This window comes from Pseudomonas sp. B21-019 (assembly GCF_024749225.1).
Lineage (GTDB): Bacteria > Pseudomonadota > Gammaproteobacteria > Pseudomonadales > Pseudomonadaceae > Aquipseudomonas.
Window position 1 is genome coordinate 4,289,128 of record NZ_CP087193.1, and the last position, 27,000, is coordinate 4,316,127.

At 60.6% G+C, this 27,000-nt stretch carries 26 protein-coding genes; 22 read left to right on the top strand and 4 right to left on the bottom strand.

The window, feature by feature from the left end; genetic code table 11:
• Nucleotides 1–21: 21 nt before the first annotated feature.
• Complete coding sequence (locus LOY36_RS18955) at nucleotides 22–201, top strand: PA1571 family protein (RefSeq protein ID WP_019648301.1); 180 nt, start codon at nucleotides 22–24, stop codon at nucleotides 199–201.
• Between the two features lie 186 nt (nucleotides 202–387).
• On the opposite strand, the gene pdxB is transcribed toward LOY36_RS18955, so the two are convergent.
• Nucleotides 388–1,530 carry a 4-phosphoerythronate dehydrogenase PdxB gene (pdxB, locus tag LOY36_RS18960; RefSeq protein ID WP_258670137.1) on the bottom strand — a complete coding sequence of 381 codons (1,143 nt, stop codon included), beginning with the start codon at nucleotides 1,528–1,530 and terminating at the stop codon, nucleotides 388–390.
• 346 nt (nucleotides 1,531–1,876) lie between these two features.
• Here pdxB and LOY36_RS18965 point away from each other — a divergent pair, with 346 nt between their 5' ends.
• The gene (locus LOY36_RS18965) at nucleotides 1,877–3,286 is read left to right on the top strand and encodes an MATE family efflux transporter (RefSeq protein ID WP_258670138.1); all 1,410 of its coding nucleotides are present in this window, start codon (nucleotides 1,877–1,879) and stop codon (nucleotides 3,284–3,286) included.
• Between the two features lie 60 nt (nucleotides 3,287–3,346).
• On the opposite strand, the gene tusA is transcribed toward LOY36_RS18965, so the two are convergent.
• Entirely contained in the window at nucleotides 3,347–3,598 is a 252-nt protein-coding gene (gene tusA, locus LOY36_RS18970) for a sulfurtransferase TusA (protein ID WP_007907805.1), read from the bottom strand.
• A 101-nt stretch (nucleotides 3,599–3,699) separates the two neighbouring features.
• Nucleotides 3,700–4,773: a 23S rRNA (cytidine(2498)-2'-O)-methyltransferase RlmM gene (gene rlmM / locus LOY36_RS18975; RefSeq protein WP_258670139.1), complete on the bottom strand. Its 1,074-nt coding sequence runs from the start codon at nucleotides 4,771–4,773 to the stop codon at nucleotides 3,700–3,702.
• A 222-nt stretch (nucleotides 4,774–4,995) separates the two neighbouring features.
• Between rlmM and acnA the strand changes: the two genes are divergently transcribed.
• The 3 genes from acnA (at nucleotide 4,996) to LOY36_RS18990 (ending at nucleotide 10,313) form a co-directional block, all read left to right on the top strand.
• Nucleotides 4,996–7,737, top strand: a complete 2,742-nt coding sequence (acnA, locus tag LOY36_RS18980) for an aconitate hydratase AcnA (RefSeq protein ID WP_258670141.1) — start codon at nucleotides 4,996–4,998, stop codon at nucleotides 7,735–7,737.
• A 111-nt stretch (nucleotides 7,738–7,848) separates the two neighbouring features.
• A complete protein-coding gene (locus tag LOY36_RS18985; protein WP_019648296.1) occupies nucleotides 7,849–8,640 on the top strand; it encodes a CPBP family intramembrane glutamic endopeptidase in 792 nt (263 codons plus the stop codon).
• Nucleotides 8,641–8,747: 107 nt separating this feature from the next.
• Complete coding sequence (locus tag LOY36_RS18990; protein ID WP_019579905.1) at nucleotides 8,748–10,313, top strand: PAS domain-containing methyl-accepting chemotaxis protein; 1,566 nt, start codon at nucleotides 8,748–8,750, stop codon at nucleotides 10,311–10,313.
• A gap of 113 nt (nucleotides 10,314–10,426) precedes the next feature.
• Here the strand turns inward: LOY36_RS18990 and LOY36_RS18995 are convergent, their stop codons facing one another.
• A complete protein-coding gene (locus LOY36_RS18995; RefSeq protein WP_258670145.1) occupies nucleotides 10,427–11,101 on the bottom strand; it encodes an alpha/beta family hydrolase in 675 nt (224 codons plus the stop codon).
• 109 nt (nucleotides 11,102–11,210) lie between these two features.
• Between LOY36_RS18995 and ccoN (LOY36_RS19000) the strand changes: the two genes are divergently transcribed.
• The 17 genes from ccoN (LOY36_RS19000) (at nucleotide 11,211) to fnr (ending at nucleotide 27,000) form a co-directional block, all read left to right on the top strand.
• Nucleotides 11,211–12,635: a cytochrome-c oxidase, cbb3-type subunit I gene (ccoN, locus tag LOY36_RS19000; protein ID WP_007942213.1), complete on the top strand. Its 1,425-nt coding sequence runs from the start codon at nucleotides 11,211–11,213 to the stop codon at nucleotides 12,633–12,635.
• 10 nt (nucleotides 12,636–12,645) lie between these two features.
• On the top strand, nucleotides 12,646–13,254 hold the full coding sequence (ccoO, locus tag LOY36_RS19005) for a cytochrome-c oxidase, cbb3-type subunit II (RefSeq protein ID WP_007942211.1): 609 nt from the start codon (nucleotides 12,646–12,648) through the stop codon (nucleotides 13,252–13,254).
• 3 nt (nucleotides 13,255–13,257) lie between these two features.
• Nucleotides 13,258–13,458 carry a cbb3-type cytochrome c oxidase subunit 3 gene (locus LOY36_RS19010; protein ID WP_018925303.1) on the top strand — a complete coding sequence of 67 codons (201 nt, stop codon included), beginning with the start codon at nucleotides 13,258–13,260 and terminating at the stop codon, nucleotides 13,456–13,458.
• Nucleotides 13,455–14,408 (top strand): cytochrome-c oxidase, cbb3-type subunit III, encoded by a 954-nt coding sequence (gene ccoP / locus LOY36_RS19015; protein ID WP_018925302.1) that lies wholly within the window; start codon nucleotides 13,455–13,457, stop codon nucleotides 14,406–14,408. The genes LOY36_RS19010 and ccoP (LOY36_RS19015) overlap by 4 nt, the downstream gene beginning before the upstream one ends.
• 482 nt (nucleotides 14,409–14,890) lie before the next feature.
• A complete protein-coding gene (gene ccoN, locus LOY36_RS19020; RefSeq protein ID WP_007942208.1) occupies nucleotides 14,891–16,333 on the top strand; it encodes a cytochrome-c oxidase, cbb3-type subunit I in 1,443 nt (480 codons plus the stop codon).
• Nucleotides 16,333–16,941: a cytochrome-c oxidase, cbb3-type subunit II gene (ccoO, locus tag LOY36_RS19025; RefSeq protein ID WP_018925301.1), complete on the top strand. Its 609-nt coding sequence runs from the start codon at nucleotides 16,333–16,335 to the stop codon at nucleotides 16,939–16,941. The genes ccoN (LOY36_RS19020) and ccoO (LOY36_RS19025) overlap by 1 nt, the downstream gene beginning before the upstream one ends.
• 5 nt (nucleotides 16,942–16,946) lie before the next feature.
• Complete coding sequence (locus LOY36_RS19030; protein ID WP_003175465.1) at nucleotides 16,947–17,132, top strand: CcoQ/FixQ family Cbb3-type cytochrome c oxidase assembly chaperone; 186 nt, start codon at nucleotides 16,947–16,949, stop codon at nucleotides 17,130–17,132.
• A complete protein-coding gene (gene ccoP, locus LOY36_RS19035) occupies nucleotides 17,129–18,112 on the top strand; it encodes a cytochrome-c oxidase, cbb3-type subunit III (RefSeq protein ID WP_258670150.1) in 984 nt (327 codons plus the stop codon). The genes LOY36_RS19030 and ccoP (LOY36_RS19035) overlap by 4 nt, the downstream gene beginning before the upstream one ends.
• Nucleotides 18,113–18,291: 179 nt before the next feature.
• Entirely contained in the window at nucleotides 18,292–18,546 is a 255-nt protein-coding gene (locus LOY36_RS19040; protein WP_258674205.1) for a type II toxin-antitoxin system Phd/YefM family antitoxin, read from the top strand.
• The gene (locus LOY36_RS19045) at nucleotides 18,546–18,956 is read left to right on the top strand and encodes a type II toxin-antitoxin system VapC family toxin (protein WP_258670152.1); all 411 of its coding nucleotides are present in this window, start codon (nucleotides 18,546–18,548) and stop codon (nucleotides 18,954–18,956) included. Before LOY36_RS19040 ends, LOY36_RS19045 begins: the two co-directional genes overlap by 1 nt.
• 205 nt (nucleotides 18,957–19,161) lie before the next feature.
• Nucleotides 19,162–20,577, top strand: a complete 1,416-nt coding sequence (ccoG, locus tag LOY36_RS19050; RefSeq protein WP_258670154.1) for a cytochrome c oxidase accessory protein CcoG — start codon at nucleotides 19,162–19,164, stop codon at nucleotides 20,575–20,577.
• Nucleotides 20,578–20,588: 11 nt separating this feature from the next.
• Entirely contained in the window at nucleotides 20,589–21,128 is a 540-nt protein-coding gene (locus tag LOY36_RS19055; protein WP_019579898.1) for a FixH family protein, read from the top strand.
• Nucleotides 21,129–21,315: 187 nt separating this feature from the next.
• Nucleotides 21,316–23,766 carry a heavy metal translocating P-type ATPase gene (locus LOY36_RS19060; protein ID WP_258670156.1) on the top strand — a complete coding sequence of 817 codons (2,451 nt, stop codon included), beginning with the start codon at nucleotides 21,316–21,318 and terminating at the stop codon, nucleotides 23,764–23,766.
• A 22-nt stretch (nucleotides 23,767–23,788) separates the two neighbouring features.
• Entirely contained in the window at nucleotides 23,789–24,007 is a 219-nt protein-coding gene (gene ccoS / locus LOY36_RS19065; RefSeq protein WP_019648288.1) for a cbb3-type cytochrome oxidase assembly protein CcoS, read from the top strand.
• On the top strand, nucleotides 24,000–24,683 hold the full coding sequence (locus LOY36_RS19070; RefSeq protein ID WP_258670160.1) for a sulfite exporter TauE/SafE family protein: 684 nt from the start codon (nucleotides 24,000–24,002) through the stop codon (nucleotides 24,681–24,683). Before ccoS ends, LOY36_RS19070 begins: the two co-directional genes overlap by 8 nt.
• Before the next feature lie 107 nt (nucleotides 24,684–24,790).
• Nucleotides 24,791–26,173 (top strand): oxygen-independent coproporphyrinogen III oxidase, encoded by a 1,383-nt coding sequence (hemN, locus tag LOY36_RS19075; protein WP_258670163.1) that lies wholly within the window; start codon nucleotides 24,791–24,793, stop codon nucleotides 26,171–26,173.
• Between the two features lie 92 nt (nucleotides 26,174–26,265).
• Complete coding sequence (gene fnr / locus LOY36_RS19080; protein WP_258670165.1) at nucleotides 26,266–27,000, top strand: fumarate/nitrate reduction transcriptional regulator Fnr; 735 nt, start codon at nucleotides 26,266–26,268, stop codon at nucleotides 26,998–27,000.

The window sequence follows — 27,000 nt, forward strand, 5'->3', positions numbered from 1 at the left end:
AACCTGATGAGGAGACAGGCCATGTCCTTGCAAAACAGCAGCGATGACAAGATTCAAGTGATCCGCACACAGCCAGACCAGTCTCTGGGTTGCTCGATTATCGATGAGGAAGGACGCGAAGTACCGATCACTGAAAGCATGATCCAGGACGCTTGTCGCGAACTGGAAAAGCGATTGGTCAAGCCTGCCGAACAAAAGTGATATAGCCACCGTCTTCTTGACCCGGCCCTGTTGGCCGGGTTTTTTATGGGTGCCTGTTTCGCGTAGCTTGTGTAGGAGCTGCCGAAGGCTGCGATCTTTTGATCCTGGCTTTTGATTTCCGAGGATTACAAGCAAGATCAAAAGATCGCAGCCTTCGGCAGCTCCTACAGGGGTCCGGTCAGTTTGCTAGGCCGAGGTTGCGCCCAAGGCCGCCACGATCTGCTGCAACGCCGGCGAATCCCCGTCAATCCGCACTTTCAATCCATCGATCTCACGCCGCAGCGGGTAATGCTTGCGCAGCGCATCGAACGCCGCACGCTGTTCACTCACATTGCCTACAAGGCTGCGACGGAAATCCGCGTCATCACGGCGCGGGTCGTACACGCCACGGCACAACATCGCCAGCGCCCAGGCCGGATCGGTATCAGCATTCAACGTAACAGCCGACAGCCATGGCGCTGGCAGCAAATCGTTCAGGCTGACCTGTTCCGGTTGCCCAAGAAATTTGCAAAACGCCTGATAGATCTGCGCCGTCCCGCGCTGTTTGCCGTCGAGGCTGTAGCCGGCAATGTGCGGCGTCGCGATGACACACAACTCCGCCAGCGCTACATCGACTTCAGGCTCAGCCTCCCAGACATCCAGCACCGCTTGCAGATCTTCACGCTGCAACAGCACCTGACGCAGGGCGGCGTTGTCGATCACCGGGCCACGACTTGCGTTGATCAGCCAGGTGCCGGGTTTGAGTTGGTTCAAACGGTTTTTATCGAACAGATGCCAGGTTGCCTGAGGGCCCTGTTTGTCCAGCGGCGTGTGCAGGCTGACGACATCGCATTGCTCGATGATCTGCTCGAGACTGACGTAATCGCCCCCTTCAGCGGCTTGCCGTGGCGGATCGCAAACCAGCACGTTCCAACCCAGGCCTTGCAGAACCTTGACCAGCCGCCCGCCCACCTCGCCAGCGCCGACCACGCCGTAAGTGCGCTGAGCCAGGTCGACTCCTTCGATTTCGGCCAGGGTCAGCAGACTGCCCAGCACGTAATCGACCACACCCCGGGCATTGCAGCCTGGCGCGCTGGACCAGGTGATGCCGGCCTGCTGAAAGTAGTCCAGGTCCAAATGATCGGTGCCGATGGTGCACGTGCCAACAAAGCGCACGTTGCTGCCTTCGAGCAATGCACGGTTGACGTTGGTCACCGAGCGCACCAGCAGCACATCGGCCTGCTCGACAGTGGCGCGGTCGATGGAACGTCCCGGCACTCGGCGGATTTCACCGAAACCTTCGAAGAAGGCATCGAGCAGCGGGATATTTTCGTCGGCAACAATCAACATGGCAGGCTCCTTTGGCGGACCGGCAGTTTAGGCGCAGATGACCGTCATGGGCCAGCGGGCATTGCGCAGCTCGAAGTGATGAGACAGCACCGCCCCTGTGGCGAGGGGGCTTGCCCCCGTTGGGCTGCGAAGCGCCCCCTTGAAGCTGCGCGTGCAACTACAGACACACCAGGTGCAATGGATTGGCGACTGCTTCGCAGCCGAACGGGGGCAAGCCCCCTCGCCACAGAGAATGTCGCAACGTTCGAAACCATTTACAAATCGGTAACACAGGATTTTTCCTGACCATTGCGTCAAGGCGTAGAATGCGCCGCCTCGCGCATCAAAATCCTTTGGACGTTTCGCCTTGAATTCCGTGACTGATCACACCGCCGCTATTTCCCTCAACCGCCCGGCCCGGGTTCGCCTGGAGCTGAAAAACCTGCTCGGCCTGGCGTTGCCGATCATGATCGCGCAACTGGCGACCACCGCCATGGGCTTCGTCGATGCGGTGATGGCGGGACGGGTCGGGCCTCGCGATCTTGCGGCCGTCGCGTTAGGCAACTCGATCTGGGTGCCGGTGTTTCTGTTGATGACCGGTACGCTGCTGGCCACCACCCCGAAAGTCGCCCAGCGCTTCGGTGCCGGCACTCACAGCGAGATTGGCCCGATCGTGCGTCAGGCCTTGTGGCTGGCGCTGGTGGTGGGTTTGATGGCGACCGGCCTGCTGTTCAGCGCCGAACCGATCCTGCATATCATGAAGGTCGATCCCGAGCTGATCGGCCCGTGCATGCAGTACCTGCACGGCATCGCCAGCGGCCTGCCCGCCGTCGCGTTCTATCACGTATTGCGCTGTTTCAGTGATGGCCTGGGTCGCACGCGTCCGGCCATGGTCCTTGGCTTGTGCGGGCTGACGCTGAACATTCCGCTCAATTACATCTTCATCTATGGTCACTTTGGTGTGTCGGCGATGGGTGGTGTCGGCTGCGGCTGGGCCACGGCAATCGTGATGTGGGTGATGGCGCTGGGGATGGCCGGCTGGGAACGGTGGGCGCCGGCCTATCAGTCGAGCCAGTTGTTCAGCCGTTTCGACTGGCCCCAGTGGGCGGTGATCAAACGCTTGCTGGGCATCGGCCTGCCGATCGGCATCGCCGTTTTCGCCGAGTCGAGCATCTTTGCCGTGATCGCCCTGCTGATCGGCAGCCTCGGCGCCACGGTGGTCGCCGGGCACCAGATCGCCCTGAATTTCAGTTCACTGGTGTTCATGATCCCCTACTCCCTGGGCATGGCCGTGACCGTGCGGGTCGGCCAGGCACTGGGCCGTGAAGAACCACGCGAAGCACGCTTCGCCGCCGGAGTCGGCATGGGCACGGCACTGGCTTATGCGTGTATTTCCGCAAGCATGATGCTGTTGCTGCGTGAACCCATCGCCGCGATCTACACCGCCGACCCGACGGTGATTCACGTGGCCGCGATGCTGATTGTGTACTCGGCGCTGTTCCAGTTTTCCGATGCGATCCAGGTGACGGCGGCCGGTGCACTGCGCGGCTATCAAGACACGCGAGTGACGATGATCCTGACGCTGTTCGCTTATTGGGGCATCGGTTTGCCGGTGGGTTACGCCTTGGGCCTGACCGATTGGTTCGGTGCGCCGAGCGGCCCGAGCGGGCTGTGGCAGGGCTTGATCGTCGGCTTGAGTTGCGCGGCGCTGATGCTGTCGATCCGCCTGGCGCGCAGCGCACGCAAGCGGATCCGCATTAGCCGTTCGGCCGGTTAAGCGAGCGCAAAAAAGGGCCTGGCTATGCAGCTGGCTATGCAGGCCCTTTTTTTGTGCCCGTTAAGCGAGTTTCTTGCGGATCCAGTACAGGTAGGTGCCTGCCTCTTCGTGCTGCGCCACCAACTCGTGGTCAAGGAACACGCAGAACTTGGGAATGTCGCGACGGGTCGACGGGTCAGTGGCGATCACCTTCAGCAGGCCGCCGGGCACCAGATCACGGATGTGCTGGTGCAGCATCATCACCGGTTCCGGGCAATTGAGGCCGGTGGCGTCGAGGGTGCCGTCAACCGGCGTATCGATCATTTCACTCATGGTTTACTCCTGAAACTTGCCGGCATTGTCGCGCATTGCCGGGTATGTGGCGAGGGAGCTTGCTCCCTCGCCACACAAGTCCGCACATTAATTCGGGTGTATCAGCGGGATTTCGGTTTTTTCACGTCAAGCCGGCGCAAATGGCAGGTCACTTCTTCACGGTCGTGATACAGCTGCTTGCAGCCGATTTCAACCCGAATGCCCCGCGCCTTGAACCCATCGGCAATACGCTCCAGCAAGCGCTTCACTTCGGCATAACGCTGTTTCATCGGCAGCTTGAGGTTGACCACCGCTTCCCGGCAATGCCCCTCGCCAATCCATTCTTCCAGCATCGCCGCGTTGCGCGCCGGCTTCTCGACGATGTCACAGACCATCCAGTCCACCGGCTGCTTGGGCTTGAAGGTGAAACCGTCGGCCATCAAGTGCTGCACCAGACCGGTATCCATCAGGCTTTCGGCCATCGGGCCGTTGTCGATGGCGGTCACCAGCATGCCGCGATTGACCAGTTGCCAGGTCCAGCCGCCAGGGGCGGCGCCGAGGTCGACACCGGTCATGTCGCTGTGCAGACGCTCATCCCACTGGTCGCGGGGAATGAAGTGATGCCAGGCCTCTTCCAGCTTCAACGTCGAACGGCTCGGCGCTTCACGGGGGAACTTCAGGCGTGGAATGCCCATCGGCCACATCGCCGAGTTGTTCGACTCCGCCAACCCCATGAACACTTCGCGGCCGCTCTTGAAGGTCAGCAACAGCCGTGGCTTGTTGGCGTCTTCCACCAGTTTGCCGGCCGCCATCAGCGCCTTGCGCAGGTGCACTTCGAATTTCTTGCAGAAGTTCGACAGCTCTTTGCCATCGTTGGTGTCGACCATCTCCAGCCACAGGCTGCCGCACAGCGGGAAGTCCGCCATGTGCGCGAGGATCACGCTGATGCGGTCGGTTTCCGGCAGATCAATAAAGATCCCGCGGGCCCACTGGCGCGGGAAGATCAGGTCGGCGAAACGCTGGCCACGCATCAGGCGCTCGGCACCGTCTTCTTCGGTGCAGATGAATTCGGCATAGGCGCTGGCGGTCTTGGCCTTCGCATAACCGGCCACGTTCAGCCGCGCGGCATGTTCGGAAATCTCGGAACAGACTTCGCCTTCGAAGCCCGGCCGGCAATGCATAAAGAGGGTGTTCATTCTTACTCCTGGGCAGTTGGCGGAAAAATTGCGCCACTGCGCGATGCCCAGACTTGCGTTGAAGCAAAGCCTGTCACGAAAACCGGCGCATGATAGCCGAGTTCGGAACCTTGGACTTGCCCTTAGGGTCCAGTTATTAGCCTTAAGCACCAAACAGGACTAGGTTTAAACCTCTGCCCTTCCCTCAGTCCGTAGCCGTGTGGACTTAAAGGAGTCATTTCAATGCCGTCCCTCGATAGCCTGAAAACCCTTAAAACCTTACAAGTCGACGACAAGACCTATCACTATTTCAGCCTGCGCGAAGCCGCCAAGAGCCTGGGCGATCTGGACAAGCTGCCGATGTCGTTGAAAGTGTTGCTGGAAAACCTGCTGCGCTGGGAGGACGAGAAAACCGTCACCGGCGCCGACCTCAAGGCGATTGCCGCCTGGCTCAAGGAGCGTCGCTCCGACCGCGAAATCCAATACCGCCCCGCGCGGGTATTGATGCAGGACTTTACCGGTGTCCCGGCCGTAGTCGACCTGGCCGCCATGCGCGCCGCCATGGCCAAGGCCGGTGGCGACCCGCAGCGCATTAATCCGCTGTCGCCGGTGGACCTGGTGATCGACCACTCGGTGATGGTCGACAAATTCGCCAGCAGTAGCGCCTTCGAACAGAACGTCGACATCGAAATGCAGCGCAACCACGAGCGTTACGCCTTCCTGCGCTGGGGCCAGAGCGCCTTCGACAACTTCAGCGTGGTGCCGCCGGGCACCGGCATCTGTCACCAGGTAAACCTTGAATATCTGGGTCGCACCGTCTGGACCAAGGATGAGGACGGCCGCACCTATGCCTTCCCCGACACCCTGGTCGGCACCGATTCCCACACCACCATGATCAACGGCCTCGGCGTACTCGGCTGGGGCGTCGGCGGGATCGAAGCGGAAGCGGCGATGCTTGGCCAACCGGTGTCGATGCTGATTCCGGAAGTGATCGGCTTCAAACTCACTGGCAAGCTCAAGGAAGGCATCACCGCCACCGACCTGGTGCTGACCGTCACCCAGATGCTGCGCAAGAAAGGCGTGGTCGGCAAATTCGTCGAGTTCTATGGCGACGGCCTCGCCGACCTGCCGCTGGCCGACCGCGCAACTATTGCCAACATGGCTCCGGAATATGGCGCCACCTGCGGCTTCTTCCCGGTAGACGAAGTGACACTGGAGTATTTGCGCCTGTCCGGCCGCACAGCACAAACCGTGAAACTGGTGGAGGCCTACAGCAAGACTCAAGGCCTGTGGCGCCTACCTGGCAAAGAGCCGGTGTTCACCGACAGCCTGGCCCTGGACATGGGCAGCGTCGAGGCCAGCCTCGCCGGGCCGAAACGCCCACAAGACCGTGTCTCGTTGCCGAATGTCGCGCAAGCGTTCACCGACTTTCTCGGCTTGCAAATCAAACCGACCAGCAAGGAAGAAGGTCGCCTCGAAAGTGAGGGCGGCGGTGGCGTCGCGGTAGGCAACGCCGATCTGATCGGTGAAGCGGACTACGCCCACGAAGGCCATACGCATCGGCTGAAAAACGGTGCGGTGGTGATTGCCGCGATCACCTCCTGCACCAACACCTCCAACCCCAGCGTGATGATGGCGGCTGGACTATTGGCAAAAAAAGCCGTGGAAAAAGGCCTCAAGCGCAAACCCTGGGTCAAGAGTTCGCTGGCCCCCGGTTCGAAAGTGGTCACCGACTACTACAAGGCAGCCGGCCTGACCCACTACCTCGACCAACTCGGCTTTGCCCTGGTCGGTTATGGCTGCACCACCTGCATCGGCAACTCCGGGCCGTTGCCGGAGCCGATCGAAAAAGCCATCCAGAAAGCTGACCTGACCGTCGCCTCGGTGCTGTCGGGCAACCGCAACTTCGAAGGCCGTGTGCATCCGCTGGTGAAAACCAACTGGCTGGCCTCCCCGCCCCTGGTCGTCGCCTATGCATTGGCCGGCACGGTGCGCATCGACATCAGCACTGAGCCCTTGGGTAACGACAAGGACGGCCACCCGGTTTACCTGCGAGACATCTGGCCGAGCACCAAGGAAATCGCCGACGCGGTGACTCAGGTGAACACCGCGATGTTCCACAAGGAGTACGCCGAAGTGTTCGCCGGCGACGAGCAGTGGCAAGCCATCGAAGTGCCGCAGGCGGCAACTTATGTCTGGAACAACGATTCGACCTATATCCAGCATCCGCCCTTCTTCGATGACATTGGCGGCCCTGCGCCAGTGGTCAAGGATGTCGAAGGAGCGAAAGTCCTCGCGCTGCTCGGCGATTCGGTAACCACCGACCACATCTCCCCCGCCGGCAACATCAAGGTCGACAGCCCTGCCGGCCGTTACCTGCGTGAGCAAGGGGTGGAACCGCGGGACTTCAACTCCTACGGCTCGCGTCGAGGCAACCACGAAGTGATGATGCGCGGCACCTTCGCCAACATCCGCATTCGCAACGAAATGCTCGGTGGTGAAGAAGGCGGCAACACGATTTACATTCCGACCGGGGAGAAGCTGCCGATCTACGACGCGGCCATGCGTTACCAGGCGTCGGGCACGCCGCTGGTGGTGATTGCCGGGCAAGAATACGGCACCGGCTCGAGCCGTGACTGGGCGGCCAAGGGCACCAACCTGCTGGGGGTCAAAGCCGTCATCGCAGAAAGCTTCGAGCGGATTCACCGTTCAAATCTGGTGGGCATGGGCGTGTTGCCGCTGCAGTTCAAGCTGGATCAGAACCGCAAAAGCCTGAACCTCACCGGCAAGGAAACCCTGGACATTCTTGGCCTGACGGGCGTCGAACTGACTCCGCGGATGAACCTGACACTGGTCATCACCCGTGAAGACGGCAGTAAGGAAAAGGTCGAGGTGCTGTGCCGGATTGATACGCTGAACGAGGTGGAGTACTTCAAGGCCGGAGGGATTTTGCATTACGTGTTGCGGCAATTGATTGCCTCGTAACAGCCAGCTGACAACGACACCGCCTTCGGGCGGTGTTTTTGTTTGGGCGACGTATGTCTCTATAATTGCGCGCCCCAAGAAAACAGGCACCTCCGCCCTCAAGGACTTCAAATGATCGCTCTGCCATGGATCTATCTGGCACTTCTCTCGCTCGGCTACAGCCTGGCTTTGATCTACGGCCATCTCGGCTGGCTGGCTGCCATTTCTTTCGGGTTACTGCTGATCGCCGGTTTCGCCGTTCGCCAACAACAGATTCCCCTCGGCCGCCACCTCGGCCACGGCTTGTTCATCGTCCTGGCGGTGGCGCTGGCGACACACTGGCTTCCCGGTTTCTACAACGGTCGCGCTATCGATCCCCTGCGTTTCACCGACGATGCCGTGCGGTTCGCCATGTACCTGAATCAGGACAAACCCCTGATCGGCTTTTGGCTGTTGCTGGTTTGTCCGTGGATTATCGGCCGGCGCTCCCTGCGCCTGTCCGTGTATGCCACCGCCCTCGCCCTGACCGTGAGTGCCGTACTGGCTCTGGGTGGTGCGCTATTGCTGGGCGTGATCAGTTGGGCACCGAAATGGCCGGATCAGGCCTGGCTGTGGATGCTGAACAATCTGTTGCTGGTGACGCTGGTGGAAGAAGCGCTGTTTCGCGGCTACATCCAGGGCGGTCTGAGCCGGCAGTTCAAACACCTGCCTTATGGCGAAAGCCTCGCGCTGGTGCTCGCATCATTGCTATTTGGCCTCGTTCATCTGGGCGCAGGCTGGCAATGGGTGTTACTGGCCAGCCTGGCCGGTGTCGGCTATGGCCTGGCTTACCGTTTCGGTGGGTTGGCCGCCGCCATCGCCACCCATTTTGGTTTGAATCTGCTGCATTTCGGCTTGTTCACGTATCCGATGCTCGCGGGATGATGACGCAGCGGTCGTTTTGCGACGCGTTACTGATTTATTGAAAAAAAACTTCAATAAATGCCTGACGATGCCGATACACCATCAAAGCCTTGCGGATTGAAAAAGCCATGCGTAACAACCAGCCCATTACACAACGCGAACGGACCTTCCCGGCGCAGCAACGGTTGATTTCCACCACCGATGCCAAGGGCATGATCACCTACTGCAACGATGCTTTCATCGAAATCAGCGGGTTTTCGCGTGAGGAACTGATCCGTGCGCCGCATAACCTGGTTCGTCATCCCGACGTCCCGGCTGCGGTGTTCGCGCACATGTGGGGCACACTGAAACAAGGCTTGCCATGGATGGGCATTGTCAAGAATCGCTGCAAGACCGGTGACCACTACTGGGTTAACGCCTATGTCACACCGGTGTTCGAAGGCAATCAGGTGATCGGCTACGAGTCGGTGCGGGTCAAGCCCACCGCCGAGCAGATCCGCCGTGCCGAAGCGCTCTACCAACGCATCAATCAGGGCAAGTCAGCCGTTCCTCAAAGGGATAAGTGGTTGCCGGTGCTTCAGGACTGGCTGCCGTTCATTCTGGTCAGCCAGTTGAGCTTCATGATCGGCGCCACCCTGACGTCGCAATGGGGCTTCGCCCTCGCCGCCGGTCTTTCGGTGCCGTTGGGCTTGATGGGCTTGAGCTGGCAACAGCGCGGCATCAAGCGTTTGCTGCGCCTGGCCGAACAGACCACGTCCGACCCGCTGATCGCGCAGATGTACACCGACAGCCGCGGTGCCCAGGCACGCTTGGAAATGTCCATTCTCAGCCAGGAAGCTCGCCTGAAAACCTGCCTGACGCGCCTGCAAGACACCGCCGAGCATCTGAACGAACAAGCGAAACAGTCCGACACCCTGGCCCACAACAGCTCCACCGGCCTGGAACGTCAGCGCGTCGAAACCGAGCAAGTGGCGACCGCCGTCAATCAGATGGCCGCTACCACTCAGGAAGTCGCCAGTCACGTGCAGCGCACCGCCGACGCCACTCAGGAAGCCAATCGCCTGACCGGGCGCGGTCGCGACATTGCCGGCGAAACCCGCGAAGCCATCCAACGCCTGTCGGTGGTGGTCGGTGAAACCGGCCTGACCGTTACGCAACTGGCCAAGGACAGCGACGAAATCGGTGGCGTGGTCGATGTGATCAAAGGTATTGCCGACCAGACCAACCTGCTCGCTTTGAACGCTGCGATCGAAGCCGCACGTGCCGGTGAGATGGGCCGTGGTTTTGCGGTGGTGGCCGACGAAGTGCGCCAATTGGCGCAGCGCACCAGCGAATCCACCGGGCAGATCCACGCCCTGATCGCCAAGCTGCAACAAACCGCCAGCACGGCGGTACAAACCATGGAGGCCGGTCATCGCCAGGCTGAAGAAGGTGTTGCGCGGGTATTGGAAGCGGATCAGGCGCTGGTGGGCATCAGCGAAGCGGTGGCCCACATCACTGACATGACCACCCAAATCGCTGCCGCGACCGAAGAGCAAAGTTCGGTGGCCGAAGAAATCAGCCGCAACATCAGCAACATCTCACAACTGGCAGACCAGACCTCGGAACAGGCACAGAACTCGGCGCTGCTGAGTGAAGAACTGACCAAAACCGCGAATACACAGTATTCGTTGGTGGAGCGGTTTAACCGCTGACAACAAAGTCAAAAGATCGCAGGCTGCGCCGGCTCCTACATTTGAACGGCGTACACCCCGTAGGAGCTGCCGAAGGCTCGGGCCGCGTTCGGACGATCTTTTGATCTTGCTTCTCACAGAAACCCGGCGACCTTCTTCGCTGTCGCGTCCAAATGCTGCTCATGCGTAAACCCTGAAGCTTTCAACGGCTTCAGATCATGATCCGCCGCCTCCAGCCAGAACACCTCGATACCCGGCGCCAACGTATAAGCCTCAACGGCCTCACGATTGCCCAGCGCATCGCGCTCGCCCTGCACAATCAACGTCCGTGTCTTTAGCGCAGCCAAATGCTCAACCCGAGGTTTCTCCGGTTTGCCGACGGCATAAAACGGATAACCGAGGCACACCAGCGCATCCGCTTCCAGCTCATCGGCCAAAAGACTGGCCATCCGCCCGCCCATGGACTTGCCGCCAATGGCCAGACGCCCAGTGACATGGCGTCGCACCACGGCGTACACCTCGCGCCAGCATTCCAGCAACTTCGGCGCTGGATTCGGTGGGCGCTTGCCGCCGTCCACTCGCCGCTGGGCCATGTACGGAAACTCGAAGCGCAATACGTTGACGCCTTGATCGGCGAGGCGTGCAGCCATGTCGCTCATCCAGCCGCTGTCCATCGGCGCACCGGCGCCATGGGCGAGAATCAGTGTCGCCGAGGCCGGCACCGAGGCGGCATTCCACAGCCATCCGTGATCCCGCACGCACTGCGCCCATTGATCCCCGTCAATACTGGCCTTGTGCTGTTTGTCCATGCTTGCCTCGCTTTTAGTCTGCCTATAACTCCAGGCGAAGGGAGCGTCTGCCTTGCGGCTTACTCGCAAAGACAGGCCCTCACTTCGGCTGAACCGTGGATGGGGAACCATGAACACTTCTATCAGTACCGCCTACAACTACAAGGTGGTCCGCCAATTCGCCATTATGACGGTGGTGTGGGGCATCGTCGGCATGGGGCTCGGGGTTTTTCTCGCCGCCCAGTTGGTCTGGCCCGAACTCAACTTCAATCTGCCATGGACCAGTTTCGGCCGGTTGCGCCCGCTGCACACCAACGCGGTGATCTTCGCCTTCGGCGGCTGCGCGTTGTTCGCCAGTTCGTTCTACTCGGTACAGCGTACCTGCCAGACTCGATTGTTTGCGCCGAAAATCGCCGCGTTCTGCTTCTGGGGCTGGCAACTGGTGATCCTGTTGGCGGCGATCAGCCTGCCGCTGGGTTACACCAGTTCCAAGGAATACGCCGAACTGGAATGGCCGATCGACATCCTGATCACCATCGTCTGGGTGGCCTACGCCATCGTGTTCTTCGGCACGATCATGCAGCGCAAGACCAAGCACATCTATGTCGGTAACTGGTTCTTCGGTGGATTCATCATCACCGTGGCAATCCTGCATATCGTCAACAACCTGGAATTGCCGGTGAGTCTGACCAAGTCCTACTCGCTGTACTCCGGTGCGACCGATGCCATGGTGCAGTGGTGGTACGGCCACAACGCCGTAGGCTTTTTCCTCACCGCAGGTTTCCTCGGAATGATGTACTACTTCGTGCCGAAACAGGCCGAACGCCCGGTGTATTCCTATCGCTTGTCGATCGTGCACTTCTGGGCGCTGATCACCCTGTACATCTGGGCCGGTCCCCACCACTTGCACTACACCGCGCTGCCGGACTGGGCGCAGTCGCTGGGCATGGTGATGTCGCTGATCCTGCTGGCGCCGAGCTGGGGCGGGATGATCAACGGCATGATGACCCTGTCGGGTGCCTGGCATAAGTTGCGCAGCGACCCGATCCTGCGCTTCCTGGTGGTGTCCCTGGCGTTCTACGGCATGTCGACCTTCGAAGGGCCGATGATGGCGATCAAGACGGTCAACGCCCTCTCCCACTACACCGACTGGACCATCGGCCACGTTCACGCCGGCGCGCTCGGCTGGGTGGCGATGATTTCCATTGGTGCGCTGTACCACATGATCCCGAAAGTCTTCGGCCGCGAGCAGATGCACAGCATCGGCCTGATCAACGCGCACTTCTGGCTCGCCACCATCGGCACCGTGCTGTACATCGCCTCGATGTGGGTCAACGGCATCGCCCAGGGCCTGATGTGGCGCGCAGTCAACGAGGACGGCACGCTGACCTACTCCTTCGTCGAAACCCTGGTGGCCAGCCATCCTGGCTTCATCGTGCGACTGGTGGGCGGCGCGATCTTCCTCAGCGGCATGCTGCTGATGGCTTACAACACCTGGCGCACCGTGCGGGCCTCGCAGCCTGCCGAAGCCGTCGCTGCCGCGCAGATCGCCTGAGGAGTCCGCCATGAAACACGAAACAATCGAGAAAAACGTCGGCCTGCTGATGTTGCTGATGGTGTTCGCCGTGAGCATCGGCGGCCTGACCCAGATCGTCCCGCTGTTCTTCCAGGACGTGACCAACAAACCGGTGGAAGGCATGAAGCCCTACACCGCGCTGCAACTGGAAGGTCGCGACATTTACATCCGCGAAGGCTGCGTCGGTTGCCACTCGCAAATGATCCGCCCGTTCCGCGCCGAAACCGAACGCTACGGCCATTACTCGGTAGCCGGGGAAAGCGTGTGGGATCACCCGTTCCTCTGGGGCTCCAAGCGCACCGGGCCGGACCTGGCGCGAGTCGGCGGGCGCTACTCCGAAGACTGGCACCGCGCGCACTTGTACAACCCGCGCAACGTGGTGCCGGAATCGAAGATGCCGGCGTATCCATGGCTGGTGGCCAACCCGCTCGACAGCAGCCACACCGAAACCAAGATCCGCGCCATGCGCACCCTCGGCGTGCCGTACACCGACGAAGACATTGCAGGCTCAGTCGCTTCGCTCAAGGGCAAGACCGAGATGGACGCGCTGGTCGCCTACCTGCAAGTGCTCGGCACTGCCATCAAGAGCAAGAGGTGAGTCATGGTCATTGATATGAGCACAGGCCTGATCCGCGGCCTCGGCACAGTCGTGGTGTTCGTGGCCTTCGTCGGCCTGACCCTGTGGGTGTTCAACAGCAAGCGCAATCCGCAATTCGCCGAAGCGCGCCTGCTGCCGTTCGCTGACGAGCCGCAACCCGAAACTACCCAAGAATCTGCAACAACAAGGAGTGCCCGGCCATGACCACCTTCTGGAGTGCGTGGATCTGCGTACTGACCATCGGCAGCCTGATCGGCCTGACCTGGCTGCTGATCGGCACTCGCCGGGGCGAAACCAAGGGCAGCGTCGACCAGACCATGGGCCACAGCTTCGACGGCATCGAGGAGTACGACAACCCACTGCCGCAGTGGTGGTTCATGCTGTTCGCCGGCACCCTGGTGTTCTCGGTCGGCTACCTGATTCTTTATCCGGGCCTGGGCAACTGGAAAGGCATCCTGCCCGGTTATGAAAACGGCTGGACCGGCGTGCACGAATGGGAAAAGGAGATGAGCAAGGCGGACGCCAAATTCGGGCCGATCTTCGCCAAATTCGCAGCAATGCCGGTGGAAGAAGTAGCGAAAGACCCGCAAGCGCTGAAAATGGGCGGCCGCCTGTTCGCCTCCAACTGCTCGGTGTGCCACGGCTCGGATGCCAAGGGCGCGTTCGGCTTCCCCAACCTGGCCGACAGCGATTGGCGCTGGGGCGGCAGTGCCGAGACCATCAAGACCACCATCATGGGTGGCCGGATGGCGGCCATGCCGGCCTGGGGTGAAGTGTTGGGTGAGACCGGGGTGAAGAACGTCGCCGCGTACGTGCGTCACGAATTGGCCGGCCTGCCGCTGCCAGCCGACAGTGGTGCCGACGTGCAAGCCGGACAGCAACTGTTCAGCACCACCTGCGTAGCCTGTCATGGGGCAAACGGCCAGGGCACTGAAGCCATGGGCGCGCCGAATCTGACGCACCCGGCCGGTTTTATCTACGGTACCAGCCTGGCGCAACTGCAACAGACTATTCGCCATGGTCGCCAGGGCCACATGCCGGCGCAAAACGAACTGCTGGGCAACGACAAGGTGCAATTGCTGGCCGCTTATGTGTACAGCTTGTCCCACGGAGTCGGCACCGAGCGTTTGCAGGCACAAGGCAAAAGCGAATAATTTTTGACCGCTCTGCTGCCGCATTCTGCGGAATGCGGCAGTTCCCTGCCTCTTTGCGACCCATTGTCGCACCCTCCCGTTCCCCTTCCTTTCGGTTCACCAGATTCGGGTCTAAGCTTGCTCGGTGCGGACTGGCATGAGTCGGTTCCAGGTCGATTTTACCCGATGTGTTCGACGATTCTGTTCGATGACAGGCCGCAAAGGCTGGTAGATACCGGCTGTCGCGCAAATTGCCGTCTGTCCCTCGATCGTTACGTTTGAACACACCCCGTTACATCTGACTTGAACCCCTCGCCTTTTTCATCCGCTGCGACATTTTGTCAGAGGGCAATTTTGTCCTTACGCGGCGCATGGAAAGGCCGCAGAATCAGGTTTTGAAAGCATTGACCCAGGTCATGGCGCGTTGCAATGACCCCCCGCTTTCTCCATACTTGCGGCCGATTTTTACTCCTAATAAAACACCCAAACCGTGGAACCTTAGAATGAGCACAGCAATCAGTCCGACTGCTTATAACTATAAGGTAGTCCGCCAGTTCGCCATCATGACGGTGGTCTGGGGGATCCTTGGCATGGGGCTTGGTGTCTTCATCGCCTCACAGCTCGTATGGCCGGAATTGAACTTCGGTCTGCCGTGGACGACTTTTGGACGCTTACGCCCGTTGCACACCAACCTGGTGATTTTCGCCTTCGGTGGTTGTGCTCTGTTTGCCACTTCTTATTACGTCGTGCAGCGAACCTGCCAAACGCGACTGATCTCCGACAGCCTCGCGGCCTTCACCTTCTGGGGTTGGCAAGCGGTGATCGTCGGCGCGATCGTGACCTTGCCGATGGGTTTCACCACCACCAAGGAATACGCGGAACTGGAATGGCCCCTGGCTATTCTGCTGGCCATCGTCTGGGTCACCTACGGTCTGGTGTTCTTCGGCACCATCGTCAAGCGCAAGACCAAGCACATCTATGTCGGTAACTGGTTCTACGGTGCCTTCATCGTCGTGACCGCGATGCTGCACATCGTCAACCACATGTCGCTGCCGGTCAGCCTGTTCAAGTCCTACTCGGCCTACGCGGGTGCGACCGACGCGATGATCCAGTGGTGGTACGGCCACAACGCCGTGGGCTTCTTCCTGACCACCGGTTTCCTGGGGATGATGTACTACTTCGTGCCGAAGCAGGCCGAGCGTCCGATCTACTCCTATCGCCTGTCGATCGTGCACTTCTGGGCGCTGATCACCCTGTACATCTGGGCCGGTCCGCACCACCTGCACTACACCGCACTGCCGGACTGGGCTCAGTCCCTAGGCATGGCGATGTCGATCATCCTGCTGGCTCCGAGCTGGGGCGGCATGATCAACGGCATGATGACCCTGTCGGGCGCCTGGCATAAGCTGCGCACCGACCCGATCCTGCGTTTCCTGGTCGTGTCGCTGGCGTTCTACGGCATGTCGACCTTCGAAGGCCCGATGATGGCCATCAAGACCGTCAACTCGCTCTCGCACTACACCGACTGGACCATCGGCCACGTACACGCCGGCGCCTTGGGCTGGGTAGCGATGATCTCGATCGGCGCCATCTACCACATGATCCCGAAACTGTTCGGCCGTGCACAAATGCACAGCACCGGCCTGATCAACGCGCACTTCTGGCTCGCGACCATCGGTACCGTGCTGTACATCGCGTCGATGTGGGTCAACGGCATCACCCAGGGCCTGATGTGGCGTGCAATCAACGACGACGGCACCCTCACCTACTCGTTCGTGGAAGCGCTGCAAGCCAGCCACCCTGGTTTCATCGTTCGTGCCCTGGGCGGCGCGTTCTTTGCCAGCGGCATGCTGTTGATGGCCTACAACGTGTTCCGTACCGTTCGTGCCTCGGACCCGGCTGAAGCTGAAGCCGCCGCCAAGATTGCTGTAGTTGGAGCTCACTGATGAAGCATGAAGCAGTCGAGAAGAATATTGGCCTGCTGGCCTTCTTCATGGTTATCGCCGTCAGCATCGGCGGCCTGACCCAGATCGTTCCGCTGTTTTTCCAGGACGTTACCAACAAGCCGGTCGAGGGCATGAAGCCTCGTACCGCCCTTGAACTGGAAGGCCGCGACATCTACATCGCCAACGGTTGTGTCGGCTGCCACTCGCAGATGATCCGCCCGTTCCGCGCTGAAACCGAACGCTACGGCCACTACTCGGTCGCCGGTGAAAGCGTCTGGGACCACCCGTTCCTGTGGGGTTCCAAGCGTACCGGTCCGGACCTGGCCCGTGTCGGCGGTCGTTACTCCGATGACTGGCAGCGTGCGCACTTGTACAACCCGCGCAACGTGGTGCCCGAGTCGAAAATGCCGGCTTACCCGTTCCTCGTGGAAAACAAGCTCGACGGCAAAGACACCGCCAAGAAAATGGAAGTCTTGCGCACGCTCGGCGTCCCTTACACCGACGAAGACATCGCCGGCGCCAAGGATGCTGTGAAGGGCAAAACCGAAATGGACGCGCTGGTGGCCTATCTGCAAGGCCTGGGCACCATCATCAAAAGCAAACGGTGATTTAGATGGATATCGGGATGATTCGTGGCCTGGGCACCGTTGTTGTGATGGTGGCCTTCATCGGTCTGGCGTTGTGGGTATTCAGCCCCAAGCGCAAGTCGGAGTTTGAAGACGCGACCTTGCTGCCTTTCGCGGATGATCCCGAAGCCATCAAGCACGTCGAGCAAGCTTCTAGGAGTAACAAAGAATGACTACGTTCTGGAGTCTGTACGTCACAGTCCTCAGTCTCGGCACCATCTTCGCCCTGACCTGGCTGCTGCTGTCCACCCGCAAGGGCCAGCGCGCCGAGCAGACCGACGAGACGGTCGGCCACTCCTTCGACGGGATCGAGGAGTACGACAACCCACTGCCAAAATGGTGGTTCATGCTGTTCGTGGGCACCATCATCTTCGCCCTTGGCTATCTGGTCCTGTACCCGGGCCTGGGTAACTGGAAAGGCCTGCTGCCGGGTTACAGCTACCTCGATAACGACAAGCAGACCGCGTTCGCCAACGGCCAGACCGGCTGGACCGGCGTCCACGAGTGGGAAAAGGAAATGGCCAGGTCGGACGCCAAGTTCGGCCCGATCTTCGCCAAGTTCGCTTCCATGCCAATCGAAGAAGTCGCCAAGGACCCGCAAGCCCTGAAGATGGGTGGCCGCCTGTTCGCCTCCAACTGCTCGGTCTGCCACGGTTCCGACGCCAAGGGCGCTTATGGCTTCCCTAACCTGACCGACGCCGACTGGCGCTGGGGCGGTGAAGCGGCAACCATCAAGACCACCATCATGGGCGGTCGTCACGCCGTGATGCCGGCCTGGGCCGAAGTGATCGGCGAACAAGGCGTCAGCGACGTTGCCGCTTACGTGCTGACCAGCCTCGATGGCCGCAAACTGCCGGAAGGCGCCAAGGCTGACCCGGTTGCCGGCCAGAAGCTGTTCGCTGCCAACTGCGTGGCTTGCCATGGTCCGGAAGGCAAAGGCACCCCGGCCATGGGCGCCCCTAACCTGACTCACCCGGCAGCGTTCATCTACGGTTCGAGCTTCGCTCAACTGCAGCAGACCATCCGTTACGGCCGTCAGGGCCAGATGCCTGCGCAAGAACAGCTGCAAGGCAACGACAAGGTTCACCTGTTGGCCGCTTACGTCTATAGCCTCTCTCACGGTGAGAAAGCGCCGGTGGCAGACGCCCAGTAAGGCAAATGCTTGAAGCAAAAAACGGCCCCGCCAATGAGAATTGGCGGGGCCGTTTTGTTTTAGACACTCTTGCCTGCCCCCTACCGACCAGTGGTAGCGGACCCGTCACCCATGAGGTTGCGATACGATCTGCCGAGTAGTAACGTTTCTACAAAGTACTTTCAAGAGGGTCAACCATGATGGCCATCACCACCATTTCCAGCCGTAAATTCAATCAGGACACAAGTAGTGCCAAAAAAGCCACGCGTCAGGGGCCGGTTATCATCACCGACCGTGGCAAGCCCGCTCACGTACTGCTAAGCATTGAGGAGTACCAAAAATTGACTGGCATAAACGCCAACATCGTCGATCTGTTGGTGATGCCAGAAGCAGCCGACATCGAATTCGAAACCGAGCGTGCCGTGATCATTCATCGCCCCGTGGACCTGTCCTGATGTTTCTACTCGACACCAACGTGATTTCTGAACTACGCAAACCCCAGGCCGATGTAAACGTCGTCGCCTGGGCCAAAAGTGTCATCGCACCACGTATGTTTATTTCGGCCATTACCTTGAAGGAACTGGAGACAGGGGTATTACGAATGGAGCGACGTGACCCCGCGCAAGGGAAGGTTTTGCGTGCGTGGCTGAAGCGACATGTCATTCCGGCTTTCGATGCCAGAATCTTGCCGGTCGACGCCGCTGTGGCGCTACGCTGTGCCAGCCTGCATGTTCCGGACCGCGCCAACGAAAGCGACGCCCTGATCGCAGCGACCGCGCTGGTTCATGGCCTTACAGTGGTCACCCGTAACATCAGCGATTTTCAATCCAGTGGTGTTGCCCTGATCAATCCATGGGCCGATTGAGCGCCAACACTCGCGTAACCGTCCATAATTCACAAGTCAATTGATTCAAGTCATTACACTGTCAGTTGATTTCCACCAACGTGACCAAAGGTCGCACCCTTGAGTTAGAGCTACAGGCGTATCATTGCGCCACTGCAACACCTCTTTTTGACCGCGGTCGGCACGTACTGACCGAGGCATTTTTCCACTGCCGTGGGATGCAATGATGAGCAATCAGATTCCGGTACACGACGTCACTCCACCTGCCAAGAACGCGAACAACAGCGTCGACCTCTACGCCTCTCGAGAAAAGATCTACACCCGCGCCTTCACCGGTCTGTTCCGTAACCTGCGGATGACGGGTGGTGCCGCACTGTTTCTGCTGTATTTCGGCACGGTGTGGCTGAGCTGGGGCGGTCATCAGGCCGTCTGGTGGAACCTGCCGGAGCGTAAGTTCTTCATTTTTGGCGCGACCTTCTGGCCCCAGGATTTCATCCTGCTCTCGGGCATTCTGATCATCAGCGCCTTCGGCCTGTTCTTCATTACCGTGTATGCCGGTCGGGTCTGGTGCGGCTACACCTGCCCGCAAAGCGTCTGGACCTGGATCTTCATGTGGTGCGAAAAGGTCACCGAAGGCGACCGCAACCAGCGCATCAAGCTCGACAAGGCGCCGATGAGTGCCAACAAATTCCTGCGCAAATTCAGCAAGCACACGATGTGGCTGCTGATCGGCTTCGTGACCGGCATGACCTTCGTCGGCTACTTCTCGCCGATTCGTGAACTGGTGATCGACTTCTTCGCCGGTGAAGCCGATGGCTGGTCGTATTTCTGGGTCGGTTTCTTCACCCTCGCCACCTACGGCAACGCCGGCTGGTTACGCGAACAGGTGTGCATTTACATGTGCCCTTATGCACGCTTCCAGAGCGTAATGTTCGACAAGGATACGCTGATCGTCTCCTACGACCCGCGCCGTGGCGAAAGCCGTGGTCCGCGCAAGAAAGGCATCGACTACAAGGCTCAGGGCCTGGGCGATTGCATCGACTGCACCATGTGCGTCCAGGTCTGCCCCACCGGCATCGACATCCGCGACGGCCTGCAAATCGAATGCATCGGCTGCGCGGCCTGCATTGACGCCTGCGACAGCATCATGGACAAGATGGATTACCCGCGCGGCCTGATCAGCTACACCACCGAGCACAACCTGTCGGGGCAAAAAACCCATAAACTGCGCCCGCGCCTGATCGGCTACGCCTTGGTGTTGCTGACCATGATCGCGTTGCTGGTGACCGCGTTCTTCATGCGCTCGCTGGTCGGTTTCGATGTCAGCAAGGACCGCGTGCTGTACCGCGAGAACGCCGAAGGCCGGATCGAAAACGTCTACAGCCTGAAGATCATGAACAAGGATCAGCGCGACCACACCTACGTGCTCGAAGCCACCGGCCTGCCGGACCTCAAGCTGCAAGGCAAGCGCGAGATCAAAGTCGCGGCCGGGGAAATTTTCAGCCAGCCGGTCGAGTTGTCCAGCTCACCGGAGCAACTGCCGTCAAGCACCAACGAGGTGAAATTCATCCTCAAGGATGCCGATGACGCCAGCGTCCACGTTGAAGCCAAGAGCCGATTCATCGGCCCACAAATTCGTTGAGAGAAGTGATCATGCCCGCAGCAACTGCCGCAAGTCCCTGGTACAAGCACCTTTGGCCGTGGATCATCATCGCCATCCTGGCCTGTTCGGTGACCTTGACCCTGTCGATGGTGACCATCGCAGTGAATCACCCGGACAACCTGGTCAACGACAACTATTACGAGGCGGGCAAAGGCATCAACCGCTCCCTGGACCGGGAACTGCTGGCCCAGACCCTGCAACTGCGAGCCAGCGTGCACCTGGATGAGCTGACCGGCGAAGTCGACCTGCGCCTGAGCGGCAACAGCCAACCGAAAACCCTTGAGCTGAATCTGATTTCGCCGACCCAGCCAGAGAAGGATCGCAAGATCACCCTGGCCCGCAGCGAAACCGAACAGGGCCGCTACATCGGCCAGCTGAGCGACAAGGTTGAAGGCCGGCGTTTCGTTGAGTTGTTGGGTGTGCAGGATGACAAGACCTGGCGCATGTTCGAAGAAGAACAGGTCAGCCATGCCAAGGATCTGTTGCTCGGTGATGAGCCGTTGCAAGGTGCTGAAGACCTGAAAAAATAGTCACAACGATCTCCTGTGGCGAGCGGGCTTGCCCGCGTTCGGTTGCGCAGCAGCCGCAGGTTGTCTACTCGATCTATCGAGAAGTTCGCGCTGACTGTCTTTGGGACCGCTGCGCGGTCCAACGGGGGCAAGCCCCCTCGCCACAGAGGCCTTTGGGCCTGCCACAATGGTTTCCATGGCAACAAACATGACCACTCCAACCCCCTGCTACCACTGCGCCCTGCCCGTCCCGGCCGGTAGCCGCTTTACCGCCGCCGTCCTCGGGGATACCCGCGAATTCTGCTGCCCGGGTTGCCAGGCGGTGGCCGAGGCCATCGTGGCCGGTGGGCTGGAAAGTTATTACCAGCATCGCAGCGAAGCCTCGGCCAACCCCGAAGCCTTGCCGGTGCAGTTGGTCGACGAGTTGGCGCTGTATGATCGCGCCGATGTGCAGCAACCCTTTGTCCGCCACGAAGGCGAACTCGCCGAAACCACCCTGTTGATGGAAGGCATCAGTTGCGCCGCCTGCGGCTGGCTGATCGAAAAACATCTTCGCAGCCTGCCGGCAGTGGCCGAGGCGCGCCTGAACCTGTCCAACCATCGCTTGCACGTGCGCTGGGCCGACGCGCAATTGCCGTTGAGTCAGGTGCTCAGCGAATTGCGCCACATCGGTTACGCCGCTCACCCTTATCAGGCCGACCGCGCCAGCGAACAACTGGCCAGCGAAAACCGCCTGGCCCTGCGCCAACTCGGCGTTGCCGGACTGCTGTGGTTTCAAGCGATGATGGCGACCATGGCCACCTGGCCGGAATTCAACATCGACCTCAGCCCCGAACTGCACACCATCCTGCGCTGGGTCGCATTGTTTCTCACTACGCCGATCGTGTTTTACAGCTGCGCGCCGTTCTTCAAAGGGGCAATGCGCGATCTGCGCACCCGGCACCTGACCATGGACGTCTCGGTGTCACTGGCAATCGGCAGTGCCTATATTGCCGGGATCTGGACTTCGATCACCGGGGTTGGCGAGCTGTATTTCGATGCGGTGGGAATGTTTGCGCTGTTCCTGCTGGCTGGGCGCTACCTGGAACGCCGTGCCCGGGAGCGAACCGCCGCCGCGACCGCACAACTGGTCAATCTGTTGCCCGCCTCCTGCCTGCGGCTGAGTGCCGACGGCCAGAGCGAGCGAATTCTGCTCAGCGAGCTGCGCGTGGGCGATCAGGTGCTGGTGCACCCCGGCGCGATCCTGCCGGCCGACGGCAAGATCCTCGACGGTCAGTCGAGCATCGACGAATCCCTGCTCACCGGCGAATACCTGCCGCAACCACGGACCCTGGGCGACGCGGTCACCGCCGGCACCTTGAACGTCGAGGGTGCGTTGACCGTAGAAGTCCTGGCGCTGGGTCAGGACACGCGCCTGTCGGCCATCGTCCGCCTGCTGGATCGCGCCCAGGCCGAAAAGCCGCGGCTGGCGGAAATCGCCGACCGCGCCGCGCAGTGGTTCTTGCTGCTGACGCTTATCGCAGTGGCCGCCATCGGCCTGCTCTGGTGGGAGCTGGATTCATCGCGAGCGTTCTGGATTGTCCTGGCGATGCTGGTTGCGACCTGCCCGTGCGCATTGTCCCTGGCCACGCCGACCGCCCTCACCGCCGCCACCGGCACACTGCACAAACTCGGTTTGCTGCTGACGCGCGGCCATGTACTGGAAGGCCTGAACCAGATCGATACGGTGATTTTCGACAAGACCGGCACCCTCACCGAAGGTCGTCTGGCCTTGCGTTCGATCCGGCCGCTTGGGGCTCTGGCGAGCGATCAATGCCTGAGCCTCGCCGCCGCCCTGGAAAACCGTTCCGAACACCCGATCGCCCGGGCTTTTGGCCGCGCGCCGCTGGCCGCCGAAGAGGTCCACAGCACGCCGGGCCTGGGCCTTGAAGGCTTGGTCGGCGCGCAACTCCTGCGCATTGGCCAACCGGGTTTTGTCTGCGAGCTCAGCGGTGCTCAACTGCCGATGATGCCCGATGAACCCGGCCAATGGCTGCTGCTCGGCGACAGCCAGGGACCACTGGCGTGGTTTGTCCTCGATGACCGTTTGCGCGCCGACGCCCCCGCCCTGCTGGCGGCATGCAAGGCACGCGGCTGGCGCACCTTGCTGCTGTCCGGCGACAGCTCGCCGATGGTCGCCAGCGTCGCCGCCGAACTGGGTATCGACGAGGCCCGTGGCGGTTTGCGCCCGGACGATAAATTGCAGGTGCTGCAACAGCTGCACCTGGAAGGTCGCAAGGTGTTGATGCTCGGTGACGGGGTCAACGACGTGCCGGTGCTGGCCGCCGCCGACATCAGCGTCGCGATGGGCTCGGCCACCGATCTGGCAAAAACCAGTGCCGACGCGGTGTTGCTGTCGAACCGACTCGACGCGCTGGTGCAAGCCTTCAGCCTGGCCCGTCGCACCCGTCGGGTCATCATCGAGAACTTGCTGTGGGCAGCGCTGTACAATGGCCTCATGTTGCCATTCGCCGCCCTCGGCTGGATCACTCCGGTATGGGCCGCGGTCGGCATGTCCATCAGTTCGTTGACCGTGGTGTTGAATGCTTTGCGCCTGACTCGCCTGCCGAGCGCGCCAGCCACCAGCGCCACGCCAGAAACCCGTCCGCTGCCGGCTTGAGCCGCGCGGGCATGGAGTCCAGATGCCAGCTCTCTACGTGATGATCCCGGCCGCGCTGCTGATCGTGGCCATCGCTATCTACATCTTCTTCTGGGCGGTCGACAGCGGTCAGTACGACGACCTCGACGGCCCGGCCCACAGCATCCTGTTCGATGACCAGGACCCGAAGCACACGGCAGCAGTCGACGAGGCCAGCGGCCATCCGGTCAAACCGGACGACAAGGCGCCACCCCATGCTTGAGTTGGCACCGCTTCTGGTCTCTGCGCTGATCCTCGGCTTGCTCGGTGGCGGCCATTGCCTGGGCATGTGCGGCGGCTTGATGGGCGCGTTGACCCTGGCGATCCCCAAGGAACAACGCAGCCGACGCTTCCGATTGTTGCTGGCCTACAACCTGGGGCGGATTCTCAGCTACGCCGCGGCCGGCCTGCTGATCGGCCTGGCCGGTTGGGCCGTGGCCAATAGCCCGGCGGCGATGTTCATGCGCATCCTCGCCGGATTGCTGCTGATCGCCATGGGGCTGTACCTGGCCGGCTGGTGGAGCGGATTGACCCGCATCGAAAGCCTCGGTCGCGGCCTGTGGCGGCATATCCAGCCTATCGCCAACACACTGTTGCCGGTGTCGAACCTGCCCCGCGCCTTACTGCTCGGCGCGCTGTGGGGCTGGCTGCCATGCGGGCTGGTTTACAGCACATTGCTGTGGTCGGCGAGTCAGGGTAATGCGCTGGACAGTGCGTTGCTGATGCTGGCGTTCGGGTTGGGCACCTGGCCGGTGCTGCTCGCCACAGGCCTGGCCGCCGAGCGGGTCACGGCGTTGTTGCGCAAACGCAGCGTGCGCATGACCGGCGGCTTGTTGGTGATGGTGTTCGGCATCTGGACCTTTCCGGGGCCGCATCAGCATTGGTTGATGGGGCATTAAAGGGCAAAAGATCTTGATCTTGACACCCGTTGATGCAAATCAAGATGCCGCAACGTCGCAGCCCCTAGACTCGCCGACACTGCCAGCCTATCCGGGGGAATGCCCGCATGCTCGACGCCATTCGTTGGGACACAGATCTGATCCGCCGTTACGACCTGGCGGGGCCACGCTACACCTCGTATCCGACGGCCGTGCAATTCGACAGCCAGGTCGGCACCTTCGACCTGTTTCATGCCCTGCGCGACAGCCGCAAGGCGCTGCGGCCGTTATCCCTGTATGTGCACGTGCCGTTCTGCGCGAACATTTGCTACTACTGCGCCTGCAACAAAGTCATTACCAAGGACCGCGGCCGCGCCCTGCCCTATTTGCAGCGCCTGGAACAGGAAATCCAGCTGATCGCCTGCCACCTCGACCCCATGCAAAAAGTCGAGCAACTGCATTTCGGCGGCGGCACACCGACCTTTCTCAGCCACGATGAACTGCGTCAGCTGATGGCCCGGCTGCGCAAGCATTTCAATCTGCTGGACGACGATTCCGGCGACTACGGCATCGAGATCGACCCGCGCGAAGCCGACTGGTCGACCATGGGCCTGCTCCGGGAACTGGGCTTCAACCGGGTCAGCATCGGCCTGCAAGACCTCGACCCGGCGGTACAGCGGGCGGTCAATCGCCTGCAAAGCCTGGAAGAAACCCGTGCGGTGATCGACGCCGCCCGGACCCTGCAATATCGCTCGATCAACATCGATCTGATCTACGGCTTGCCGAAGCAGACGCCCGAGAACTTCGCCCGCACCGTCGACGAAGTCATCAGCCTGCAACCGGACCGGCTCTCAGTGTTCAACTACGCCCATCTGCCAGAGCGCTTCATGCCGCAACGGCGGATCAACAGCAACGATCTGCCGGCGCCGGCGCAGAAACTGGAAATGCTCCAGCGCACCATCGAACAACTGACGGCCGCCGGTTACCGCTACATCGGCATGGACCACTTCGCCCTGCCCGATGATGAACTGGCGATTGCCCAGGAAGAGTCGACCTTGCAACGCAACTTCCAGGGCTACACCACCCACGGTCATTGCGATCTGATCGGCCTGGGGGTATCGGCCATCAGCCAGATCGGCGACCTGTACTGCCAGAACAGCAGCGACCTGACCCAGTACCAGAACGCTTTGGCGTCCGCGCAACTGGCCACCAACCGTGGCCTGCTGTGCAATGCCGACGATCGCTTGCGTAGGGCGGTGATTCAGCAACTGATTTGCCATTTCAACCTGGAATTCGCGGACATCGAACAGGCCTTCAATATCGATTTTCGCGGTTACTTCGGCGAGCTTTGGCCACAACTGCAGGACATGGCCGAGGACGGACTGATCGTGTTGGACAATGAAAGAATCACCGTGCTGCCCGCAGGCCGGCTGCTGGTGCGTTCGGTGTGCATGGTGTTCGATGCTTATCTGGGACACAGCAATCGCCAGCGTTTCTCACGCGTAATTTAGAGTATGAGGTTAAATTGTCGCAGGCTGGCCCGAATGTCCTCCCGTGGGGTACCCTTACGTCTTATGCGTGTTTTCCCACAAGGATTAAAGAAATGTCCGAGCCAGTAAAACTGCGCGCTCATAACCAGGCCCATTGCAAGGATTGCAGCCTGGCCCCTCTCTGCCTGCCACTTTCTCTGAATCTGGAAGACATGGATGCGCTGGACGAAATCGTCAAACGTGGTCGCCCGCTGAAAAAAGGCGAGTTTCTGTTTCGCCAGGGCGACACGTTCGATTCTGTTTATGCAGTCCGCTCCGGTGCCCTGAAGACTTTCAGCCTGAGCGATGGCGGCGAAGAGCAACTCACCGGCTTCCATTTGCCGAGTGAACTGGTCGGCCTGTCAGGCATGGACACCGAAAAGCATCCGGTCTCGGCGCAAGCCCTGGAAACCACTTCGGTGTGCGAGATCCCGTTCGAGCGCCTCGACGAACTGGCCCTGCAACTGCCACAACTGCGCCGTCAGTTGATGCGCGTGATGAGCCGCGAGATTCGTGACGATCAGCAAATGATGTTGCTGCTGTCGAAGAAAACCGCCGACGAGCGCATTGCCACCTTTCTGGTCAACCTGTCGGCCCGTTTCCGCGCCCGGGGGTTCTCGGCCAACCAGTTCCGGTTGAGCATGTCGCGCAACGAAATCGGCAATTACCTGGGCTTGGCGGTGGAAACCGTGTCCCGGGTGTTCACCCGCTTCCAGCAAAACGAACTGATCGCCGCCGAGGGCAAGGAAGTGCACATCCTCGACCCGATCCAGCTCTGCGCCCTGGCCGGTGGCTCGATCGAAGGTTGA

Excerpts from the sequence above, each read along its gene's own strand:
- LOY36_RS18955 (WP_019648301.1), top strand. The coding sequence starts at position 22 with ATGTCCTTGCAAAACAGCAGCGATGACAAGATTCAAGTGATCCGCACA.
- pdxB (WP_258670137.1), bottom strand. The coding sequence starts at position 1,530 with ATGTTGATTGTTGCCGACGAAAATATCCCGCTGCTCGATGCCTTCTTC.
- tusA (WP_007907805.1), bottom strand. The coding sequence starts at position 3,598 with ATGAGTGAAATGATCGATACGCCGGTTGACGGCACCCTCGACGCCACC.
- rlmM (WP_258670139.1), bottom strand. The coding sequence starts at position 4,773 with ATGAACACCCTCTTTATGCATTGCCGGCCGGGCTTCGAAGGCGAAGTC.
- acnA (WP_258670141.1), top strand. The coding sequence starts at position 4,996 with ATGCCGTCCCTCGATAGCCTGAAAACCCTTAAAACCTTACAAGTCGAC.
- LOY36_RS18985 (WP_019648296.1), top strand. The coding sequence starts at position 7,849 with ATGATCGCTCTGCCATGGATCTATCTGGCACTTCTCTCGCTCGGCTAC.
- LOY36_RS18990 (WP_019579905.1), top strand. The coding sequence starts at position 8,748 with ATGCGTAACAACCAGCCCATTACACAACGCGAACGGACCTTCCCGGCG.
- LOY36_RS18995 (WP_258670145.1), bottom strand. The coding sequence starts at position 11,101 with ATGGACAAACAGCACAAGGCCAGTATTGACGGGGATCAATGGGCGCAG.
- ccoN (WP_007942213.1), top strand. The coding sequence starts at position 11,211 with ATGAACACTTCTATCAGTACCGCCTACAACTACAAGGTGGTCCGCCAA.
- ccoO (WP_007942211.1), top strand. The coding sequence starts at position 12,646 with ATGAAACACGAAACAATCGAGAAAAACGTCGGCCTGCTGATGTTGCTG.
- LOY36_RS19010 (WP_018925303.1), top strand. The coding sequence starts at position 13,258 with ATGGTCATTGATATGAGCACAGGCCTGATCCGCGGCCTCGGCACAGTC.
- ccoP (WP_018925302.1), top strand. The coding sequence starts at position 13,455 with ATGACCACCTTCTGGAGTGCGTGGATCTGCGTACTGACCATCGGCAGC.
- ccoN (WP_007942208.1), top strand. The coding sequence starts at position 14,891 with ATGAGCACAGCAATCAGTCCGACTGCTTATAACTATAAGGTAGTCCGC.
- ccoO (WP_018925301.1), top strand. The coding sequence starts at position 16,333 with ATGAAGCATGAAGCAGTCGAGAAGAATATTGGCCTGCTGGCCTTCTTC.
- LOY36_RS19030 (WP_003175465.1), top strand. The coding sequence starts at position 16,947 with ATGGATATCGGGATGATTCGTGGCCTGGGCACCGTTGTTGTGATGGTG.
- ccoP (WP_258670150.1), top strand. The coding sequence starts at position 17,129 with ATGACTACGTTCTGGAGTCTGTACGTCACAGTCCTCAGTCTCGGCACC.
- LOY36_RS19040 (WP_258674205.1), top strand. The coding sequence starts at position 18,292 with ATGGCCATCACCACCATTTCCAGCCGTAAATTCAATCAGGACACAAGT.
- LOY36_RS19045 (WP_258670152.1), top strand. The coding sequence starts at position 18,546 with ATGTTTCTACTCGACACCAACGTGATTTCTGAACTACGCAAACCCCAG.
- ccoG (WP_258670154.1), top strand. The coding sequence starts at position 19,162 with ATGAGCAATCAGATTCCGGTACACGACGTCACTCCACCTGCCAAGAAC.
- LOY36_RS19055 (WP_019579898.1), top strand. The coding sequence starts at position 20,589 with ATGCCCGCAGCAACTGCCGCAAGTCCCTGGTACAAGCACCTTTGGCCG.
- LOY36_RS19060 (WP_258670156.1), top strand. The coding sequence starts at position 21,316 with ATGACCACTCCAACCCCCTGCTACCACTGCGCCCTGCCCGTCCCGGCC.
- ccoS (WP_019648288.1), top strand. The coding sequence starts at position 23,789 with ATGCCAGCTCTCTACGTGATGATCCCGGCCGCGCTGCTGATCGTGGCC.
- LOY36_RS19070 (WP_258670160.1), top strand. The coding sequence starts at position 24,000 with ATGCTTGAGTTGGCACCGCTTCTGGTCTCTGCGCTGATCCTCGGCTTG.
- hemN (WP_258670163.1), top strand. The coding sequence starts at position 24,791 with ATGCTCGACGCCATTCGTTGGGACACAGATCTGATCCGCCGTTACGAC.
- fnr (WP_258670165.1), top strand. The coding sequence starts at position 26,266 with ATGTCCGAGCCAGTAAAACTGCGCGCTCATAACCAGGCCCATTGCAAG.